The organism is Pseudorhodobacter sp. W20_MBD10_FR17 (assembly GCF_052119765.1).
Classification (GTDB): domain Bacteria; phylum Pseudomonadota; class Alphaproteobacteria; order Rhodobacterales; family Rhodobacteraceae; genus Pseudorhodobacter.
On sequence record NZ_JBGQOQ010000013.1, the window covers coordinates 88,915 to 109,302 of the forward strand.

The window sequence follows — 20,388 nt, forward strand, 5'->3', positions numbered from 1 at the left end:
GAGGCCACCATGCAGCAACACGACATCGACGTATTCCGCAACCAATCGGTGCAGCCCCGACAGCATTTGATCGACGGCAAGGCGCAAGCGGCGAGCGACGGGCAAACCATGGAGGTGATCTCGCCGATTGATGGTCAGGTTCTCACATCGGTATCGCGTGGTACTGCGGCTGATATTGAACGGGCCGTTGCCGCTGCAAGGAAAGCCTTTGAGGCAGGTAGTTGGTCTCAGATGGCGCCCGCAAACCGCAAGAAAATTTTATTCAAGTGGGCTGATCTGATCGAGGCGAAAGCCATGGAGCTGGCTGTCCTAGGCGTCCGCGACAACGGCACCGAAATCTCAATGGCCTACAAGGCGGAACCGTTCTCTGCCGCTGGCACCATCCGCTATTATGCCGAAGCTCTCGACAAGGTTTACGGCGAAATCGCCAACACCGACCCCGCGTTTCTTGGTCTAATTCACCGCGAACCTGTTGGTGTTGTCGGCGCGATTATTCCTTGGAACTTTCCGATGATGATCGGCGCGTGGAAGCTTGGACCGGCGCTAGCTGCCGGCAATTCGGTTGTCTTGAAACCTGCCGAGACTGCGTCTCTTACGTTGCACCGCATGGCCGAACTCGCGCTTGATGCGGGCCTGCCCCCTGGCGTCTTGAACGTCGTCTTTGGCGAGGGCCCCGTCGTGGGCGAGGCTTTGGGCATTTCGATGGATGTCGATGTTTTGGTCTTCACAGGTTCGGGCGGTGTTGGCCGCAGGTTGCTGGAATACTCGGCCCGCTCAAACCTCAAAAGGGTCTTCTTGGAACTCGGCGGCAAATCCCCACATATCATTTTCAATGACGCCCCCGATCTAGACGTCGCAGCAAAAGCCGCCGCCGCAGGTATCTTCCGGAACGCGGGACAAGTCTGCGTCGCGGGCTCGCGTCTCTTGGTTCAAGCCGACATTCACGACGATTTCGTGGCCCAAGTCGCCAAACACGCCGCCGCCTTTAGGGTCGGTGACCCGCTAGATATCACCACCCAAATGGGCGCCGTAAACTCCGCTCGCCAACTGGAGCAAAATCTGACTTTTGTTGCGCGCGCGGCAGAACAAGGCGCAAAACTGATGACCGGCGGTAACCACATCATGCAAGAGACTGGAGGCTATTTCATGGAACCCACGGTATTTTCTAACGTCGCGGCTGACGCGGACCTCGCCCAGAAAGAAGTCTTTGGCCCTGTTCTTGCCATCACGAAGTTTTCAGACGAAGCAGAAGCCATTGCCTTGGCGAACAGCACAAAACTTGGGCTGGCGTCTGGCGTCTGGACCTCTGATTTTGGACGCGCGCACCGTATGGTGCGGGCCATCCGCGCGGGCGTAGTGCATGTAAACACCTACGGAGGCGCTGACGGCACGGTGCCGCTCGGCGGTGTCGGCCAATCGGGCAATGGGCATGATAAATCCATGCATGCTTTCGACAAATACACTAACCTGAAAACCGCGTGGATGAAGCTATGAGCCGTGTCGATGATCTTATGGCCCGGCGGGCCAAACTGCTTGGCCCCAATGTTTCGACTTTCTACGAAGAGCCCGTCGATCTGGTCAAAGGCAGCGGCGTTTGGGTCTGGGATGCGGACGGCAACAAGTATCTTGATTGCTACAACAACGTGCCACATGTCGGCCATTGCCACCCTCGCGTGGTCGAGGCGATTTGCAAGCAGGCGAGTTTGCTCAACACGCACACCCGCTATCCGCATGCAGGCATTCTCGATTATGTAGAGCGGCTCACAGACACCTTTGACGGTAATCTGACCACCGCAATCATGACCTGCACAGGGTCCGAGGCCAACGATATCGCCCTGCGCATGGCCGAGGCTATTACAGGCAAGCGCGGCATCATCGCGACCGATCACACCTATCACGGGAACACCACCGTCGTTGCCGCATTAAGTGCCACGAACCGCCCCGCAACAGGCGACGCAAGTAACGTCCGCCAAGTGCCCGCCCCCGACAGCTACCGCCCGCAAGGCGGGACTGGCGGCATGGCCCACGCCCACGCATTCGCCGCATCCATACAAGCCGCAATCGACGACCTCGAAGCATCTGGCATCGGCTTTTCCGCTGTGATCTTCTGCCCCGCTTTTCTGAACGAAGGTTTTCCGACACTCGAAAAAGGCTGGCTCGATCCAGCAATGGAAGTCGTGCGCAAGGCAGGCGGTCTATTCATCGCCGACGAGGTTCAACCCTGTTTTGGGCGCAACGGCGAGGCGTTTTGGGGGCACCAACGTATCGGCATTCAGCCCGACATCGTTACTATGGGCAAACCGATGGGCAATGGGCATCCTGTGGCAGGCGTTGCAACATCACCCGAAATCATGGCCACTTTCCGCAAATCATTCCGCTATTTCAACACCTTCGGCGGCAACCCTGTTTCTTGTGCAGCCGCCATGGCGGTTCTTGACGTTATCCGCGACGAAGGCTTGCAAGACAACGCGCGTGTTGTGGGCAGCTACGCCCGTGCAGGGCTTACCAAGCTCGCGCAAAAATATGATTGGATCGGCGACGTGCGCGGTTACGGTCTTTTCTTTGGCGCAGAGCTTGTGACCGACAAGGCAACCAAGGCGCCAGCGACGAAATACGCCACCCAAGTGGCAAACGAGATGCGCAGGCGTGGTGTCTTGATGAACAAATTAGGCATCCACTATAACACGCTCAAGATCCGTCCGCCTATGCCGTTCTCAAAAGAAAACGCCGACTTCATGCTTAGCACATTGGACGGGGTTCTGCACGATCTCGGTCCGGCCCATGAGTGATGCTATTGTTAAGTCGGCGCTAAACCACTGGGGGTTTCAGGGTACATCCTGTCACTTGATCGCCGCCCGTGAAAATTATGTTTACCGCGTGGATACGCAGACCAGACCGGTGGCACTTCGCCTGCACCGACCCGGCCTTCGAAGCCAAGCTGAGTTGATTTCCGAACTCGAATGGATGGCTGTATTGGCGCGGGGTGGTATCTCCGTCCCAGCGCCAATACCCTCCCTCGACGGCAGTATTTTTGCCCAATTCGATGACACGTTCGTCGATGTGGTCACATGGCTAGAAGGTGATGCGCTGACCCAATCCCCCACACCCCAAGCCTATCACGGCTTGGGAAAAACAATGGCGCGCTGCCATGAGATTACCAATGCGTGGACCCCGCCAAGCCACTTCACACGCCCGCTTTGGGATGCAGATGGTCTGGTTGGGGACGCACCACTTTGGGGCCCGTTTTGGGAAAACCCAACGCTCTCGCCAGCGCAAAAAACACGGCTGGAGGCATTTCGCGATCAAGCGCGCAATGTGTTGAACGAAGGCACCTTTGATGTGGGGCTTATCCACGCAGATCTTGTTCCCGAAAACGTCCTTACCTGTGGCGATACACTACGGCTGATCGATTTTGACGACGGCGGCTTTGGATATAGACTTTTTGATCTGGCAACCGTGACTCACCGCAGCAGACGCAACGATCCAACCGGCGCGCTGGCTCGGGCCGTCGTTGATGGATATAAAACTGAACGCGACATTGATCTCACCCATTTGCCACTGTTCGAGGCCCTACGCGCCTGCACATATATCGGATGGATCACACCTCGCCTGTCAGAAGATGGCGCACCCGCACGCAATAATCGCTTCATTGCCGAAGCATTCGATTGCTTTTCACGTCTCTCAGGAGTGCAAAATGAACGATCCTAAAACCATTCTCGTCATCGGCACCTATGACACGAAAGATGGTGAACTGAATTATATTTGCGAGCGGATCACCTCCCAAGGCGGTCAGGTTTTGACAATGGACGTAAGCGTTTTGGGCGATCCGCAAAACGCGACTGATATTTCCAAACACGATGTCGCTGCGGCCGCTGAAAGCAGCATTCAAGCCGCCATTGATAGCGGCAATGAGAACTACGCAATGCAGATCATGGCTCAGGGTGCGGCGAATATGAGTGCGTCGCTTTATGCGCAATCCCGTTTTGATGGGGTGCTTATTCTTGGCGGTTCAATGGGGACCGATCTGGCGCTGGATGTTTGCAATGCGCTGCCACTTGGTGTGCCGAAATACATCGTAAGCACCGTGGCCTTTTCACCCCTTATCCCCACCGAGCGGATGGCCGCAGACACCCAAATGATCCTTTGGGCCGGAGGTCTTTACGGGTTGAGTTCCGTCTGCAAATCAGCGCTCAGTCAAGCTGCTGGTGCCGTACTCGGCGCCGCGCGCGCGGTTGAACGCCCCGCACCAGATCGGCCCTTAATCGGTATCACCAGCCTAGGCACCTCGGCCCTTAAATACATCGTGGCGCTCAAGCCCGCATTGGAAGAGCGGGGCTTTGACGTGGCCGTTTTTCACGCGACAGGCATGGGCGGGCGCGCATTTGAATCGATGGCGGCGAATGGCGAGTTTGCCTGTGTCTTTGATTTTTGCACCCAAGAACTCGGCAACTATGTTCACGGCTCTCGGGTATCCTCTGGCGCTGGCCGCTTGACTGGCGCGGGCCTTTCGGGGACCCCACAAATCGTAGCACCAGGTTGCTATGACCTTGTCGACATTCCAGGCTGGGATGCGCTACCTGCAAAATGGGCAAACCATAAAAGTCACGCACATAATCGCCTTATCACCTCAATCGTGCTTAATGAGGCCGAAGTTTGCGAAAACGCGCGTGCGCATTGTGCCGCATTGGCCCAAGCAAAAGGGCCAACCGCGCTAATTCTCCCCGAATTGGGTTGCGGTGAATGGGATAGGCCCGAGGCTGATTTGCATAATCCGCAAGGCTTGTCTTCGTTTCTGAAAACACTGGATGAAAACCTGCCTGAAAACGTCCAGCTTCAATCAATCCCTGCGCATATAAACGACCCTGCGTTTGTCGATGCGGCACTTGCGATTTTCGACACATGGCTGGCCGATGGGAGCGTCGCAAAACCCTAGCTCCTGTCATGCAGGGGCTTTGCTTGTAAACCTTGTTCACGATAGATAACTTGCGTGAAATTCAAGAGCGAGCATTTTATGACCACGAACGATCGAGCCCCTTACAATCTGACGCCAACCACGCGGTCGCTGCCCATCGCCCTATTGCGTGCGCGAGAAGCAGTGATGGAACCGGTGCGCGAAATGCTTGCACGCAGCAATATAAGCGAACAGAAATGGCGTGTTTTAAGGGTGCTCGCTGAGGCAGGCCCATTGGAGCAAACCGCCATCTCTCAAAAAGCCTGCTTGCTTTTGCCAAGCCTGACGCGCATTTTGCGCGCGATGGAGGCCGACGGCCAAGTAAGCCGCGTCGCGGATAGTATTGATCGCCGCAAATCCATCGTCACAATCACATCCGAAGGCTTGCAAATTATTGATGAGCATTCGGCTGAAAGCAAAGCAATCCGCAACACGCTTGAAAATAACTTTGGCAAGGCCGAGCTTGAAACCTTGCTCGACCTTTTGGAAAAGCTCCAAAAAACACCGCTTTAGCCATTTGCAAAGTATCGCCCCGTAACAGGGAATACGCTCTACTTCTGCTGGATCATGAATTCATCAAAGAATCCTGCAAGCTCCGCATGTGCCGTAACAGGCAAGATCGCGGCGATATGCTGATCGGGTCTGACAATCACAACACAGCCGTTACTGCGATCAATTCCGCGAAGATCGTAAACGTCGTTGCCATCTTGGGCGTGGAACACTTTTTCATAGTCCCGCAAACCGTATTTACCTTTTGCGGGCCAGAGGTAACCATGCAGGTCATGCATCGATAAATCCTGCTGTTGAAAGACGGCATAGGTGTCGATGACCGCATCAACATCAGAACCGTTCGACGTGTATTTCTGTACTGGCGACGTCGTACCGTTCGCCAGAAAATCAATGAATTGATATGCGGCTGATGCGGGCTTTGTGGGGTCTACGGCGCCACCAAACAAGAAGATGCGCCAACGGCCGTCCGCCTTGACCAGATGGCCTAAATGCTGGCTTCGGCCATCAGCGACCCGAGTGGCCTCTGCTGAATGAAACCGTTGACCAATTTTATATCCAGTTGCCAAATGTTGGTTTTCTTGCCCTGTGCAAATGTAGGATGGGAAATACTCGATAGATGTTCCGCTGACAAAGCCGCTTTGACGTTTCATGAACGCTTCGATTTTACCCGTGTCGACTTTTGACTCCTGTGCATCTTCACCCGCAGTTGGCCGTGTCGCCACCAGCTTTGACAACTCCCTGTCAGCGTCAATCAACTGCTGCGCAACTTTGCGGCGCTCCGTGCTGTATGTGCTTAGCAACTTGGGATCGCTTCTGCCTTGTAGAACCGCCGCCATCTTCCAGCCCAGATTAAAAGTGTCTGGCAGTGAGGTGTTCAAACCCCAGCCACCTTTGGGGCTATGGGTGTGACAGGCATCGCCGGCCACAAAGGCACGCGGAACAATGTCATCAGAACTGCCCGCTGGTCGGTTATCAAAACGATCAGCAATGCGTTGGCCCACAGAATAGATTGACCACCACGCCACTTCTTTGACATCCAGAGTATAGGGGTGGAAAATCTTTTGTGCCTTCGCGATGAGGTCTTGTTCGGTCAGTTTCATGTCCGACGCGCGCTTGTCTTTATCAATCTGATCCAGCTCGACATAGAAACGACAGAGGTACCCCCCCTCACGCGGGATTGTCATAACCGCGCCGTGATCTTTGGATTGGATAAAGCTTTTCACACGGATGTCAGGGAAATCCGTGTTCAATAGAATGTCCATGACGCCCCACGCCTTATTGGCGGAATCGCCTTCTAGCGAGATGCCTAAGCTTTTGCGAACGCGGCTTCTGCCGCCGTCGCTGCCAACAATGTATCGAGCTTTAACTGTTTCGACCTTGCCTGCGCCCGCCTCATCAGCCCGCTTGAATGTGGCCGTGATCGGAAAAGCATCCAGATCTTGTGTGAGGCTCTCATCAATGTCCAAATCTACCAATTCACGGCTGTAGTGCGGGCGCAAATTGGCAATTGCGTTCGCCATTCCATCGATCAGCAACTCATGTAGGCGTGCCTGATTAACGATGCCGTGTGTAAACTCTGAAAGTCCGGCGCGGGCATCGGCGATTTTGTGGGTGCGTTTGATGTTCTGCGGGTTTTCCGCGTCCGGTTCCCAGAATGTGTTTTGTTTCAGCTGATAGGTTTCTTTGACCACCATTTCGCTGCTGTTAAACGCTTCCATGATTTCTATCGTGCGGCAAGAGATGCCATCTGCGCGCCCAAACAGCAACGGACCGGGCGCCATGTCAACAATGCAGGTTTTTATATCCGAAAACTCCGCCATCTGCCGCGCCATGGTAAGGCCTGCGGGGCCAGTACCGATGATCAGAACATCCACTTTCCGAGGCAGGTCTACAATCGGAGGGTTGGGGTAAGGCTTTCTCGCCGCATCAGGAACCTGATAATTGCCCGGTTTGAACCCATTCAGATGAAACTGCATTAAAAGCATCTCCCTACTTTTTGTTCAGCTATTGCTCGAAAGCAAATTAGTTAACATGACAACTGATATACTGCCCTACTGAACTTCACAAGTATTTCGATGAACGATCCCGGCCATCCTAGGGATTAAATGGCATCTGCGCGCCCTTACATTGAACGACAAGAATATTTGGCGGCTATTCTGGCACTGTCCTCCCCACAGAAACAAAACGTCCGCCTACAGACGGGGTGTTCGGTTTGATTGGATAGGGTGTTTGGACTTGGACACTACTACCACCAAACCATGCAGGCTAAAAATACGATGCCCATCTTCCTCAAGGAAATTTTCGACCCATAGCGGATCTTTGAATAAACTGCAGCGAATGGAGGCGCGCGCCAAATATACCAATACTGCTGAATGCTGGAACGCTTGCAATGGCACAACTTAAATATCGACGGGCAACGCGCCAGAGGCCTTCATTTGCCGTAAAATAAAGGTGGTTGTCGTCGTTTTTACAACCTTCAGCCGAAGAAGGTTTTTCATGATGAATTGCTCTAGGCTTTCGGGGTCTTTGGCCGCAACTTTTAGAATGTAGTCGAAGTCGCCCGTGATGGACGAACACTCAAGCACTTGTTCATTGTTGTCGATGAAGCTCTGAAATTTATCAATCGAGGTGGCGTCGTAATCAACGAGGGACACTTGAATATAGGCAAAGGCGCGCAGGCCAAGTTTTTTACCGTCCACGATTGCCGCATAGCGGGTGATATAGCCATCTTCTTCGAGGCGTTTGACGCGTCTCCAGCATGGGGACGCAGACAGGCCCACTGCATCGGAGAGTGATTGCGTGCTTGCGCGCCCATCGCGCTGAAGTTCTTTCAGGATCAACTTTTCAAACGGGTCAAGCAAATATTTACCTACTTTTAAGACATTCAGAAATGAACTTACCTAATATGACGAAATGCGGATCAATTTAGAAGCCTTATCTTCCATATCCGACATTATCATCTTCAAAATCAGCCAAGCTATCGAATTGAAGAAAAGGTCATCCCAATGAGCCCTCAAACCTATGTCTACCAATCCATTGCGCGTGCCACCAAAGATCACGGCACGACGAAAATGTTCGGTCTGATGGGGGATGCAAACCTGTTTATGGTCGACAGTTTTGTACGCGAATGTGGCGGCAGTTTCATTCCCGCAGCCCATGAGGGAAGCACAATTTTGATGGCGGCAGCCTATGCCCATGTCTCGGGGAAAGTCGGCGTTGCAACCGTGACGCACGGACCGGCCTTGGCCAATTGCGTGACCGCCCTCGTAGAGGCCACCAGAGGGCACACGCCACTGGTTGTTCTGGCCGGCGATACACCGGTCGCTAACCCTCGCCACCTGCAAAGCATCGATCAACGTGAACTTGTGAAGGTGACAGGCGCAGGGTTCGTTCAGCTTCGCACGCCGGCAACGGTGACAGAGGATGTGGCGCAGGCGTTTTACCGTGCGCAGGTTGAACGCCGTCCGATTGTCTTAAATATGCCCGCTGATTTCATGTGGCAGGAATCGGAGTACGGCATTAAAATCCTGAATGTTTTCACAAAACCTGGCGGGGTGGCTGAGGGGGATACGCTCGACAATGCGATTGGGATGATCGCTTCGGCCCGACGCCCGTTGATTTTGGCGGGCGGCGGGGCAATTCACGCCCGCGACGCGTTGATGCGTTTGGCGGATCGGTTGGAGGCCCCCCTTGCGACCACATTGCGCGCCAAAGGTCTGTTCAACGACCACCCTTACAACATCGACATCTTTGGCACGCTTTCCACGCCCGCAGCCTATGATTTGATCGCGCAATCCGATTGCATCATCTGCTTTGGCACCGCGTTGCACGATTTCACGACAGATCGTGGCAAGCTGATGAAAGACAAACGGATTATTCAAATTGACGTTGATCCGACCGCGATCGGCGGTGGCTTGCATCCCGATGCGGCCCTTATCGCGGACGCGGGACTCACTGCCCAGACCATTTTGTATTGGTTGAATGAGGCTGAAATTCCCGCAAGCGGTTTTACCCGTGAGTTGGATACGGCAACGCTCACGGCGCATGTGCCAGGATCAGGCAAGGCTTCTGATGGCTTCGTGAATTATGTGGATACACTTGAACGGCTAGAAAACGCTTTACCCAAGGACCGCGTGTTGGTCACCGACGGGGGGCGTTTTATGACCGAGGTCTGGTGCCGGCTCTCGGTCCCCAATCCACATAGTTTTGTTAGCACCGTAAGCTTCGGCGCAATCGGGTTAGGCTTGCAAACCGCTATAGGGGCAGCAGTTGCTGCACCAGATCAACCCGTCATCCTGTTTAGCGGTGATGGCGGCTTCATGATGGGCGGCATAAACGAGTTTAACACGGCAGTGCGCCTTGGGCTTGATTTGATTGTGATTATCGCGAACGATTCCGCCTATGGGGCCGAACACATCCAGTTTGTCGACCGCAAAATGGACCCAAGCTTGACTGAGTTCACGTGGCCGTCCTTTGCCGAAATCGCGACATCCCTCGGCGGGGAGGGGTATGAAGTGCGTTCAAATGACCAGCTTGAACAGGCGTTGCTCGCACTTGAGAAGCGCACTGGTCCCTTCTTAATCGAACTTCGACTGGATCCCGCCGATGTCCCCGCAATGCGCATCTGATACCCTCCTCCCTCGAATGCCGCTGCCTGACGCCAGCGCCTATGGCTCCAAATAAGGTAGGTCACTAAGAGCATGCTCAGAGCAACCAACAAGGATGTGGAAGACGAAACAAGCAACCGGAACACCCAAAAGCCGTAGCGAAAATATCGTCAAAGACATTAAGCGAGTTACGCGCAAGCACTGCTCGCCTGAAGAAAATATCCGCATTGTGCTGGACGGGTTGCATCGTGAATACCGAATTTTAAGGCTATGCCGCCATAGATGTATTTCTCAGGGCATTCACGACAAAGGGTCTAAGGACTTAAAGAAAGCTGCGAAGCGACGCCTTTCAGGCGACATGGCACTGGCCGCGAACACAGACGAGGTGAAGGATCTGCGCTGCGAATCTCGTGATTTAAAAATGTTTCGGTCAAACATACGCTTAAACCCTGCTTTCTGAAAAAGCATGTTCAACGGTGGGGACGACCACGAATGAGGTATCCCGCTTCTGAGAAGATGGAGATCATCAGGCTGACTGAATAAGGCCACCTTTTGTCCGGCATCACCAAATCGCTTGCACCAAACCGAACAAAGCCGCAATTGCTGGCATATCCTTGCGGCGGGAAAGGGTCACAAAGCTAAGACATGCTGGAACGCTCAGTTTGGGGCTGATCGCCAAGCCAGCCGATTGGCGTTGGTGCAAGGCAATGGACTCGCGACAAAGGCTCAGGCCCAGCCCCGAACGGACCATCTCTAGCATGGATGCCTCTTGATCTACGAGGGCGACGACGTTCTGCTTGCAGTCATGGTCTGAAAAAACCTGAGTTAACAGCCTGTTGTGAACAGATATCGCCGGCGTTCCAATCCACGGCAGGCGCGACAAAGCCGGCCAGTCGGCGTGTTCAAGCCTGTCTTGCCAACCTGCGGGACCAATCACCCGATACGAAAATTCGGCCAGTCGCAGGCTATGGATAGGGTCTTCGGTTCCGTCCGGCTCTACCTCGTTCGGGGCACCGAGGTAAAAGCCTGCATCGAGCTGACCACGTTTTAGCCGCGCAAGCGTTTCACCGCTTACACCATGGAGCAATTCAGTTTCGACCTCGGGATAGTCAAGGCGCAGACGTCCAAGCAAAAGACCGAGGCGGATAAACTCAGGATCAACAATCGTGCCAATTTTCAACTTGCCACTGATCTGACCCGTGCGTTTGTGGGCGCTCCGGTGAAACTCGGCCATCGCCAACAACACCTGTTCGGCCTTTGGCACCAAGGCGGCACCATCGGGCGTGATCTCGACGCCGGTTGCTGTGCGGCGGAACAGGGTAATGTTGGTTTCTTCAGATAGGCGTTTGATCTGATGGCTGATCGCGGGCTGCGTCAGGTTCAGCGCCTCGGCAGCGCGGGAAACGCTACCCTCACGGGCGACCGTTATGAAAGCGAGCAGCGTGTTGATGTTTGAGAATCTATCCATATTAGAATCTGTAATATCGTACAGTGCGATTTGTCATTAGATTTTACGCGCCTGCCCAAATTATATGCTGTGAACCACGCTTTGGACAGCGATGGGGGCGCGCACTGGCCCCTTGCCGCTGGCTCCATTGCACCGGTAGGCCGCAACGGGGGAATGGCAGATGGGCGACACGCGTTTTGATTATATCGTGATCGGTGGCGGCTCTGCTGGCTGCCTTATGGCCAATCGGCTTAGTGCCGACCCTGCCAACCGCGTTTTGCTGCTAGAGGCGGGCAAGGCCGATACCTATCCCTGGATCCATATCCCCGTCGGCTATCTGTATTGCATTGGCAATCCGCGCACCGATTGGATGTATAATACACAGGCCGACAAGGGCCTGAACGGGCGCAGCCTGCGCTATCCGCGCGGGAAAACGCTGGGGGGCTGTTCGTCGATCAACGGCATGATCTACATGCGTGGGCAAGCGCGCGACTACGACAATTGGGCGGCGCTGAGCGGCGAGGCGGATTGGAACTGGGAAAATTCCCTGAATGATTTCAAAGCCCATGAAAACCACTATAAACTTGACGGCGGCGCAGATCCAAAAACCGGCAGCAACAGCCGCTTTTCCGATGCGCATGGCCATGGCGGCGAATGGCGCGTGGAAAAACAGCGGTTGCGCTGGGATGTTCTGGACAGTTTCGCGACGGCGGCGGTCGAGGCCGGCGTGGAACGAGTCGATGATTTCAACGCGGGCGACAACGCAGGTGTCGGGTATTTCGATGTAAACCAACGCTCTGGCTGGCGGTGGAATACGTCCAAAGCATTCTTGCGCCCCGCCAAGTCCCGCCCGAATTTAATAGTCTGGACCGAGGCCCAGGCCGAAAAGCTGACCCTTGAACGCGGGCCGGACGGGGCATTACGCTGCACCGGTGTTCAAGTCTGCCGCGGCGGCGTCACGCAAAACGTGACCGCAAAGCGCGAAGTGGTGCTGTCGGCTGGGGCGATCAATTCGCCGCAGATTTTGCAGCTTTCCGGGATTGGCCCTGCGCCGGTGCTGCAAAAACATGGTATCTACGTGCAGCTTGACGCGCCTATCGGGGAAAACTTGCAGGACCATTTGCAAATTAGGGCCGTTTATAAGGTTTCGGGCGCAAAGACGCTGAACACATTGGCCAACACCCTGTTTGGCAAGGCGATGATCGGTGCCGAATATATGCTGAAACGCACTGGCCCGATGAGCATGGCCCCCAGCCAGCTGGGCGCGTTCACACGCTCGGACCCGACGCGCAGCCACGCCAATCTGGAATATCATGTGCAACCCCTCAGCCTTGAGGCGTTTGGCGGCGACCTGCACGACTTTCCCGCCATTACCGTCAGCGTCTGCAACCTTAATCCGACAAGCCGTGGCACCGTCCGTATTGCCTCAAAGAATTTCCGCGATGCACCGTTGATTTCGCCAAATTATCTGGACACCGAAGAAGATCGCAAAGTTGCAGCCGATAGCCTGCGGCAGGTGCGCGAGATCATGGCCAAGCCCGCGATGCACGCCTATAAGCCGGTCGAGTTCAAGCCCGGCGTTCAGTATCAATCGGACGCAGATTTGGCAAAGTTGGCAGGTGATATTGCCAACACGATTTTCCACCCCGTAGGCACCGTCAAAATGGGCCGCGCGGATGATGAAACTGCCGTACTCGATCCGCATTTGCGCCTAAAGGGCGTCGCGGGGCTACGCGTGGTAGATGCGTCTATAATGCCGGAAATCACCAGCGGCAACACCAACGCGCCCACTTTGATGATCGCAGAAAAAGCCGCCCGCTGGATATTGGCGGGCCAATGACGCGGACGAAACCGCACCGATATTTTGATAATATACGACAGTCCCAGCAGGGCTTTTCTTTGGAGGACCAATGCGTTCAACCTTTTCCCATCTGCCCCTAACGGGGGTAAAAGTTATCGATTTCGGTCAATATATCGCAGGGCCTGCTGTGGCTATGTTGCTGGGTGATCTGGGCGCAACGGTAATCCATATTGACCCGCCGAACGGGCCGATGTGGAACAGCCCCGCCAATGCAACATTGATGCGCAACAAGCTAATTGTGACGCTTGACCTTAAGACGCCCGAAGGTTTGGGAAACGCACTGGCACTTTGTGCCGAGGCCGATATTTTGATCGAGAACTTCCGCCCCGGCAAGCTTGCCCGCCTTGGGGTCGATTTTGCGGCACTACGGGCGGCGCGGCCGGAATTGATTACGGTCTCCCTACCCGGCTTTGCTTCGGATGATATTGAACGCCGCGATTGGCGCGCGTTTGAATCGGTGATCGCGGCAAGCTCTGGCGTGTTCACAGATATGGGCCTGAACCGCGTGTTGATGGGGTTGAATCCGTCTTTTTCGCCTTTGCCGCTGGCCTCGGCCTATGCCTCGCAAATTGCCGCATCTTCGACCGTTTTGGCGCTGCAAGCGCGGCAGGTCACAGGTGTCGGTGATCAGATCGAGGTGCCGCTGGCCGCCGCCGTGATGGAGGGGCTGTGCTATAACTCGCTGAAAGTGGCCGACACCCCCTCGCGCTATGTCACCCAGCGCGAGGCCGAAATAGAGCGCCGCCGTATTGAGGGGCTGCCGATGAACCTGTCCTACGGCGATGTGCAGGACCTGCTCGACCCGTTCTACCGCACCTATATGTGCAAAGACGGACGCGGGTTCTATGTGGTCTGCCCCAGTCATAAATTTCACGCAAAGCGCTGCCTTGAAGTGCTTGAAATATATGACGAATTGGTTGCCGACGGGCTGACCGAAGAGGACGATACCTATAAACCGCAGTCAGAATGGACGTCTGACACCTCGCTCGGGGTCTATCCGATGCCGAAATTCTGGGCCGATAAAATCGCGGCGCGGATGAGAGAGGTGTTTATGACCCGCACCTCGCATGAATGGAAACGCAAGTTCGGACGCGCGGGTATTCCGGGCGCGCCACAACGCTGGTTGCAAGAATGGATCAATGACGAATATGCGGTTGCCTCGGGCCTGATGATCGACGTGTTTGATCCTGAATACGGCGAGATGACACAGCCCGGACCCGTGGTCTGGATGGAAGAAAGCGGCGAAGAGGCCCTAAAACCTGCGCCACGCCGCTGGGTGGATATGCCCGAAGCGCTGAAAGTGCTGCGCAAAATCCGCACCGATTTGCCTGCACCCGAAGAGGCCGTGACCCGCGAAGGCTGGCTGTCGGGGGTGCGGGTTCTTGACCTATGCAACGTGATTGCGGGGCCACATTCGGTCAGTTATCTGGCGCGGTTCGGGGCCGAGGTGATCAAACTCGATCCCGCGCAACCACTGTATGACAGCTGGAACACGGTAATTTACGGCATCAGCCAAGGGCGTGGCAAGAAATCCATTCTGGCCGACATCAAATCACAACACGGGCGCAAGGTGTTCGAAGACCTGATAAAATCCGTCGATCTGATCGTGTGGAACGCGCCGGATAGCCAAATCCGCAGCGTTGATCTGGATGCGGAATCCTTGCGCAAAATCAACCCCGAGGCGCTGTTTTGCAAGCTCGACTGCTTTGGCGGTGTGATGCGCGGTGCGCGGACCGATTACATCGGCTATGATGATTTGGTGCAGGCGACAACCGGTATCATGCTGCGCTTTGGCGGTGGGATGAACCGCCCCGAAGAGCACGCGCATGTTGGTACAATTGACGTAATGTGCGGCTTTGGTGGCGCGCTTGGCATGGCCGCCGCACTCTATCAGAAATACCGCTTTGGTCGGATCGGGCGCGGGCGCACGTCCCTTAGTGCCAATAGCGGGCTGTTGCAGATTCCGTTTTGCTATGACTTCAAAGGCCGCGGGCTATTTGACGAACCGTCAGGCCCCGAGGCGAATGGCTATGATGCGCTGTCGCGATTTTACAGCACGGCATCGGGCGTTTATATGCTGCTCAGCGCCTATGAGGCCGATTTGCCGCGCCTTGCAACGGTCGAAGGATTGGAAAATTTGCCCGATGTTGCGGTTGAAGATCGCGCAGCCTTTCTTGCAACAGCGTTCCAATCGCAACCTGCGACAGAATGGATGGACCGTCTGCGCAAGGCCGATGTAGCCTGTGCCATCTGCGAAAACCTCGAGGCGCTCCGCGCTGCCAATTCCCGCCCTGCGGATGGATTGCCGGGTACGCAAAACGGCAGCTATTCCTTCTCGGTCTATGTCGATCACCCCTGCGGCCATGAGATTACGCAGCTTGACCCCTACGGCGTGCGCAGCGTGGTGGGCAAGGTGTTCAGCCCTGCCCCGACCGAAAAATTCGGCACCTCGACCCGCGCCATTTTGCGAGGGCTTGGGTACGCCGAGGCGGCGATTGAGACCATGCTGAAATCAGGGCAAATCAGCGAAAGCTGGAGCGCCGAATATTTGCCAAGCTGATTTGACCGGCAAGGCATAGAAAAACGCGGCGCGGGAGGCGCCCCGTGAAGCGCGTCTGGCTGCTCGCAGCCAGCGCAACTAATCCGGCTGATGAGGGGGCATAGCGACTAAAGGGCACCAAAGGCAGCCCCCTCATCTCGGCTGTTTGCCATTCAGGGAGGAACCATGGCGAAACGACCCCCATTGATGGATTTATCCATCCCCACCGCGACAAGCGGTTTCTATTCAGGTTTTAACAAACATGTTGCCATTACATCCAAAGTTCTGGTGAGTGCGCTGATCGTCTGGGCGGTGGCCCTGCCCGAAAACGCAGCAAAGGTTCTCGATCTCCTCAACGCAGTTTTGCTTAAGGATTTCGCAAGCTGGTATATCTATGCAGTTGCATTTTTTCTGGTGCTCTGTGTGGGTCTTGCGGTGCTGCCAGCAACTGGCAAGATGAAACTGGGTCGTGCAGATGACGTCCCGGAGTTTTCCAATTTCTCTTGGTTTTCGATGATGTTTGGTGCAGGAATCGGCATCGGGATGCTTACGTTTGCGACCGCTGAACCCATGTATCATTTCGCCACCAACCCAAATGTTATCATGGGCGAGGCAGAAGGTTACGCAGCCAACAACGTGACGCCTGCTTATGTCTGGTCGTTCCTGCATTGGGGGTTTTCGGCTTGGGCCTGTTATGCACTTGTAGGGCTATCGTTGGCCTATTTCGCTTATCGCCGAAACCTGCCGCTTACGATCAGGTCTGGCCTCACTCCGATCTTCGGAGAACGGCTCTCAGGGTGGATCGGACATGCCGTCGATATCATCGCTGTCGTCGCGACGATCTTGGGCGTGGCGCAAACGCTCGGTTTTGGCGTAGAGCAATTCGTCTCTGGGTTCAGCCGCATCGGTATTGGGGAATGGATCACAAATGACGCGGGCAAGCCATCTGCAGCGGGGATCATTTTCGCACTTGTTATCATCTTGGGCGCCTCGACGATGTCGGCCTTGTCTGGCGTCGGCAAGGGCATCAAATGGCTCTCAAATATCAATATGGGGCTAAGCTTCTTTTTGCTTGCCTTCTTCTTGATATTTGGCGCGCCTTTGTTCGGCCTAAGCGCGCTTGCCACAGGAATGATGGAGTATATCCTGGAATTACCGAAACTTCTGTTCACTGTCTGGCGCGCTGATGGCACAGAAACGGGCAATGCGCTTAACGCGTGGCAGGGCGGCTGGTCGGTGTTTTACTGGGCATGGTGGATCGCATTCGCGCCCTTTGTCGGCGTCTTCTTGGCGCGCATTTCCAAAGGCCGGACAATCCGCGAATATGTCATAGGGGCGGTCATCGTACCGTCGCTGATGTGTTTCATATGGTTCACCCTTGTCGGCGGTACTGCCATTGACATGACATTGAATGGCGGCGTAGGCGATGCGATCTCGGGTGCCGGGCAAGAAAGCCAGCTCTTTGTGATGCTCGACCTGATATTGCCAAACGGTTTTGGCTGGGTGATGGCGGTTTTGGTGGTGGTCTTGCTGCTCACCTATCTCGTCACCACGGCGGATTCCGCAATCTTGATCGTGAACACCATCAACGCTGCGGGTGAGGAAAGCCCATCCGGACGCATCCATATCATCTTTTGGGGCGTCGCATTAAGTTTGGTTGTGGGCGGGCTCCTGCTTGTCGGCGGTCTGGGTGCGATCAAAACCGCAATGGTGATCGGCGCATTGCCATTCAGCTTTGTAATGGTGCTGATGGGGATTGCATTGATCAAGGCGATCGTCAGGGATGTGATCCGAGAAAATAACGGGGTGCAATCCGTTCACGACGAGGCCTAATTCCGTCCGCCCTCGCCATACTGGTGAGGGCGGACATCAGACTCTGGGCATGAGACTTCTGTGAGAAGCACGTCCCGTTCAGGTGTTCTACGAAATGTGCAGGCAGCAGCCCGCCTGCAGAGCACGAGCGGTCATGATTCGACGCTCGAACCACCATGCTCGGCATGCAGAACAATGCCGAAAATCTGACCCTTCCGAACCGATGGCATGGATACTCCTTCCTTCTGTGATGGCTTCAACACTCATCATATTGGTACATTGCGATGCCGTCAGGAGGGGGCATCCACGCCATCAACAGAGCCCCTTGGTTGTGGTGATTTCAGTAAGCTTTCGCTCTGACCTGCGTTTAGTCGCACACTGCCTGTTTACCAATACGCAATATGCTCCTCCCCCAAATCGAGTATTGAGGCCTAAATCCGCAATTGTGAGGCCGTGATGTTCGTAAATACAACAACCAGCTATGGATTGGTTGCCCGCTTTTTTCATTGGACGATTGCAGTCCTTGTGCTGATCGATATCGTCCTTGGGGTCATGGGGAAATTCACGCCTCGGTCCGGTGACACCGTCGGTTTTCTTCAGCTTATGTACTCGACGCACAAGACAATTGGTGTGGCGGTACTCGCTTTGGCGATATTACGCGTGATCTGGGCAATATTGCAGCCGCGTCCTGTGCCGCTTCATCCCGAACGACGCGCTGAAACCTTTGCGGCAGAGGCTGCGCATTGGATACTTTATGCTGCCATCTTTGTGCTGCCGCTATCGGGCTGGGTGATGCATTCTGCCGAGGTCGGCTTTGCGCCGATCTGGTGGCCGTTCGGACAAAACCTGCCTTTCGTTCCCAAGTCCGAAGCTCTGGCCCATACGGCAGCAAACGTACATTGGGCTGCAGGGATAGTCCTGGCCGCGACTGTGGCTGCACATATCAGCGGCGCGTTGAAACATGCTATATTGGACCGCGATAGTACTTTGGCGAGGATGCTGCATGGTATCGAGGCCGGGAATAGACAGGGAGAGATCGGTAAGCACGCGGCACCAGCCCTTGCTGCGCTCCTCATCTGGGGGCTGGCAATTGGCGGGGCCGTGACGGTCTTTGCTTCCCCTAATGGTGCGCAAACATCGGGGCAAGGCACCGCAAGTCAAACCACGGGCTGGGCCGTTCAGAACGGCACGGTGGCTATTACGGTTGCGCAAATGGGGGCAGCTGTCACTGGAACCTTTGCAAACTGGCAGGCAGCGATTGAGTATGACCCCGACACGGGAACGGGGCATGTTAATGCAAGCATTGACGCCACCTCTTTGAGCCTCGGGTCCGTGACCGTACAAGCCAAGGGGCCCGAGTTCTTCGACGTCGAAACCTATAGCCAAGCGACCTTTGACGGGGAAATCGCGCGGGGTGACGGTATGGCGCATAGCGCCACGGGTATGTTAACACTCGTTGGAAAATCGGTTCCTTTGACGCTCGACTTTGACCTTGAGCTAGCCAACGGCGTTGCCACGATGTCAGGAACTACAGTTCTGGATCGCCGCGACTTTGACATGGGGGCTGCCTATCCTGATGAGAGCTCAGTCGGATTTTCAGTCGAGGTCCTGATTGAATTAACGGCCATTCAGCCCCAGTGAGCCGGACAGCGCGCATATAAAAAGGCCGCCGGATTTTTCCGGCGGCCTTCTCGTTTTAGCGGGTCTGTACTTATTGTGCAGGAACCATTGCTTCGATTGAGATGTTGATCGTCACCTCGTCACCAACGAATGGTGCAAATTGGCCCATGTCAAAATCAGAACGCAACAGCGTTGTTGTGGCATCAAATCCAGCCCATGGCTGCTTTGCCATCGGATGATCGCCCATCTGGTTCAATGTTGCATCCAACACTACAGGCTTGGTGATGCCATTCAGTGTCAAATCACCGGTGATCAGACCGGTTTTCTCGCCAGTCACTTCGATCGATGTCGACTTGAATGTCACCAGCGGGTTGGCCTCTGCGCCAAAGAAATCATCGGTCAAAAAATGTGCTTCGCGCTCTGGCCAGCCGGTGATCAGGCTGGATGCGGGAAAGGAGACTGAGACAGTGGAGGCAGCAGGGTCGGCCGCGTCCATCTCAATAGTGCCCTCGAACCCCGAAAACATACCTGTGGTTTTAGAATAGCCCAAATGATTGTAGCTGAAGACGATCTGACTGTGCGAAGGATCAAGCGTATAGGTTACAGGGTCTGCATAGGCGCCGGATGCGAAGGTCGCACCCAATACGGTTGTGAGGAGAAGGTTTTTCATTTTAGGCTCACTTTTATGACAATGGTAGGGTAACTGAGTTAACCAGTGAACGCGCCAGCCCGCCTATGCAATGCTCTGCTACACCACAGGATCTGTGCGCCAATGCACAGTGATTTGGAGTGCCCCCATCGGCTGGTCCTGTTTGAAGGCGGTGTCAAACAAATGCGAAGCTGTTTCTCCAAGGACAGTAAGGCTGATCCTTTTGCCGCGCAGGGGCCGCATGTCAGAATAACCGTCAGAAAAACACTTTTAATAATGCAATTACTGTTGAATTCTGCGAGGAACTGACCCGGCGGGGGTGCGGACGAAAACTTGGACTATCTTGGAGATAGTTCATGTATAGCTACGAAGAACGAATGCGCGCGGTTGAG

Annotated in this window: 14 protein-coding genes; 10 read left to right on the forward strand and 4 right to left on the reverse strand. The window is 55.0% G+C overall.

Annotation, left to right across the window (positions count from 1 at the left end; translation table 11 throughout):
• Positions 1-9: 9 nt before the first annotated feature.
• From ACEN2J_RS10940 to hpaR, 5 genes are all read left to right on the forward strand, one after another.
• The gene (locus ACEN2J_RS10940; RefSeq protein WP_442105775.1) at positions 10-1,494 is read left to right on the forward strand and encodes an aldehyde dehydrogenase; all 1,485 of its coding nucleotides are present in this window, start codon (positions 10-12) and stop codon (positions 1,492-1,494) included.
• Positions 1,491-2,789 carry an aspartate aminotransferase family protein gene (locus ACEN2J_RS10945; protein WP_442105776.1) on the forward strand — a complete coding sequence of 433 codons (1,299 nt, stop codon included), beginning with the start codon at positions 1,491-1,493 and terminating at the stop codon, positions 2,787-2,789. The genes ACEN2J_RS10940 and ACEN2J_RS10945 overlap by 4 nt, the downstream gene beginning before the upstream one ends.
• Positions 2,782-3,708, forward strand: a complete 927-nt coding sequence (locus tag ACEN2J_RS10950) for a phosphotransferase enzyme family protein (protein WP_442105778.1) — start codon at positions 2,782-2,784, stop codon at positions 3,706-3,708. Before ACEN2J_RS10945 ends, ACEN2J_RS10950 begins: the two co-directional genes overlap by 8 nt.
• Positions 3,695-4,933: a Tm-1-like ATP-binding domain-containing protein gene (locus ACEN2J_RS10955; RefSeq protein ID WP_442105780.1), complete on the forward strand. Its 1,239-nt coding sequence runs from the start codon at positions 3,695-3,697 to the stop codon at positions 4,931-4,933. Before ACEN2J_RS10950 ends, ACEN2J_RS10955 begins: the two co-directional genes overlap by 14 nt.
• Before the next feature lie 78 nt (positions 4,934-5,011).
• Positions 5,012-5,464 carry a homoprotocatechuate degradation operon regulator HpaR gene (gene hpaR, locus ACEN2J_RS10960; protein WP_442105782.1) on the forward strand — a complete coding sequence of 151 codons (453 nt, stop codon included), beginning with the start codon at positions 5,012-5,014 and terminating at the stop codon, positions 5,462-5,464.
• 38 nt (positions 5,465-5,502) lie between these two features.
• Here hpaR and ACEN2J_RS10965 read toward each other — a convergent pair whose 3' ends face one another.
• Positions 5,503-7,437 carry an FAD-dependent monooxygenase gene (locus ACEN2J_RS10965; protein WP_442105783.1) on the reverse strand — a complete coding sequence of 645 codons (1,935 nt, stop codon included), beginning with the start codon at positions 7,435-7,437 and terminating at the stop codon, positions 5,503-5,505.
• 423 nt (positions 7,438-7,860) lie between these two features.
• Complete coding sequence (locus ACEN2J_RS10970; protein ID WP_442105785.1) at positions 7,861-8,322, reverse strand: Lrp/AsnC family transcriptional regulator; 462 nt, start codon at positions 8,320-8,322, stop codon at positions 7,861-7,863.
• A 144-nt stretch (positions 8,323-8,466) separates the two neighbouring features.
• On the opposite strand from ACEN2J_RS10970, the gene ACEN2J_RS10975 reads away from it, so the two are divergent.
• Positions 8,467-10,089, forward strand: a complete 1,623-nt coding sequence (locus ACEN2J_RS10975) for a thiamine pyrophosphate-binding protein (RefSeq protein WP_442105786.1) — start codon at positions 8,467-8,469, stop codon at positions 10,087-10,089.
• A gap of 541 nt (positions 10,090-10,630) precedes the next feature.
• Here ACEN2J_RS10975 and ACEN2J_RS10980 read toward each other — a convergent pair.
• Complete coding sequence (locus ACEN2J_RS10980; protein WP_442105788.1) at positions 10,631-11,536, reverse strand: LysR family transcriptional regulator; 906 nt, start codon at positions 11,534-11,536, stop codon at positions 10,631-10,633.
• A gap of 160 nt (positions 11,537-11,696) precedes the next feature.
• Here ACEN2J_RS10980 and ACEN2J_RS10985 point away from each other — a divergent pair, with 160 nt between their 5' ends.
• The 4 genes from ACEN2J_RS10985 to ACEN2J_RS11000 all read left to right on the forward strand — a co-directional run bounded on the left by ACEN2J_RS10985 (position 11,697) and on the right by ACEN2J_RS11000 (position 19,368).
• Positions 11,697-13,355, forward strand: a complete 1,659-nt coding sequence (locus tag ACEN2J_RS10985; RefSeq protein WP_442105790.1) for a GMC family oxidoreductase — start codon at positions 11,697-11,699, stop codon at positions 13,353-13,355.
• A gap of 70 nt (positions 13,356-13,425) precedes the next feature.
• Entirely contained in the window at positions 13,426-15,936 is a 2,511-nt protein-coding gene (locus ACEN2J_RS10990; RefSeq protein WP_442105792.1) for a CoA transferase, read from the forward strand.
• 165 nt (positions 15,937-16,101) lie between these two features.
• Entirely contained in the window at positions 16,102-17,748 is a 1,647-nt protein-coding gene (locus ACEN2J_RS10995) for a BCCT family transporter (protein WP_442105794.1), read from the forward strand.
• A gap of 435 nt (positions 17,749-18,183) precedes the next feature.
• Complete coding sequence (locus ACEN2J_RS11000) at positions 18,184-19,368, forward strand: cytochrome b/b6 domain-containing protein (RefSeq protein WP_442105796.1); 1,185 nt, start codon at positions 18,184-18,186, stop codon at positions 19,366-19,368.
• A gap of 70 nt (positions 19,369-19,438) precedes the next feature.
• Here ACEN2J_RS11000 and ACEN2J_RS11005 read toward each other — a convergent pair whose 3' ends face one another.
• Entirely contained in the window at positions 19,439-20,017 is a 579-nt protein-coding gene (locus tag ACEN2J_RS11005) for a YceI family protein (protein WP_442105797.1), read from the reverse strand.
• Positions 20,018-20,388 lie beyond the last annotated feature (371 nt).

Bases quoted from the DNA above. Each gene is read 5' to 3' on its own strand.
- ACEN2J_RS10990 (WP_442105792.1), top strand. From the start codon at position 13,426: ATGCGTTCAACCTTTTCCCATCTGCCCCTAACGGGGGTAAAAGTTATC.
- ACEN2J_RS10965 (WP_442105783.1), bottom strand. From the start codon at position 7,437: ATGCAGTTTCATCTGAATGGGTTCAAACCGGGCAATTATCAGGTTCCT.
- ACEN2J_RS10975 (WP_442105786.1), top strand. From the start codon at position 8,467: ATGAGCCCTCAAACCTATGTCTACCAATCCATTGCGCGTGCCACCAAA.
- ACEN2J_RS10950 (WP_442105778.1), top strand. From the start codon at position 2,782: ATGAGTGATGCTATTGTTAAGTCGGCGCTAAACCACTGGGGGTTTCAG.
- ACEN2J_RS10955 (WP_442105780.1), top strand. From the start codon at position 3,695: ATGAACGATCCTAAAACCATTCTCGTCATCGGCACCTATGACACGAAA.
- hpaR (WP_442105782.1), top strand. From the start codon at position 5,012: ATGACCACGAACGATCGAGCCCCTTACAATCTGACGCCAACCACGCGG.
- ACEN2J_RS10945 (WP_442105776.1), top strand. From the start codon at position 1,491: ATGAGCCGTGTCGATGATCTTATGGCCCGGCGGGCCAAACTGCTTGGC.
- ACEN2J_RS11000 (WP_442105796.1), top strand. From the start codon at position 18,184: ATGTTCGTAAATACAACAACCAGCTATGGATTGGTTGCCCGCTTTTTT.
- ACEN2J_RS11005 (WP_442105797.1), bottom strand. From the start codon at position 20,017: ATGAAAAACCTTCTCCTCACAACCGTATTGGGTGCGACCTTCGCATCC.
- ACEN2J_RS10980 (WP_442105788.1), bottom strand. From the start codon at position 11,536: ATGGATAGATTCTCAAACATCAACACGCTGCTCGCTTTCATAACGGTC.
- ACEN2J_RS10995 (WP_442105794.1), top strand. From the start codon at position 16,102: ATGGCGAAACGACCCCCATTGATGGATTTATCCATCCCCACCGCGACA.
- ACEN2J_RS10940 (WP_442105775.1), top strand. From the start codon at position 10: ATGCAGCAACACGACATCGACGTATTCCGCAACCAATCGGTGCAGCCC.
- ACEN2J_RS10985 (WP_442105790.1), top strand. From the start codon at position 11,697: ATGGGCGACACGCGTTTTGATTATATCGTGATCGGTGGCGGCTCTGCT.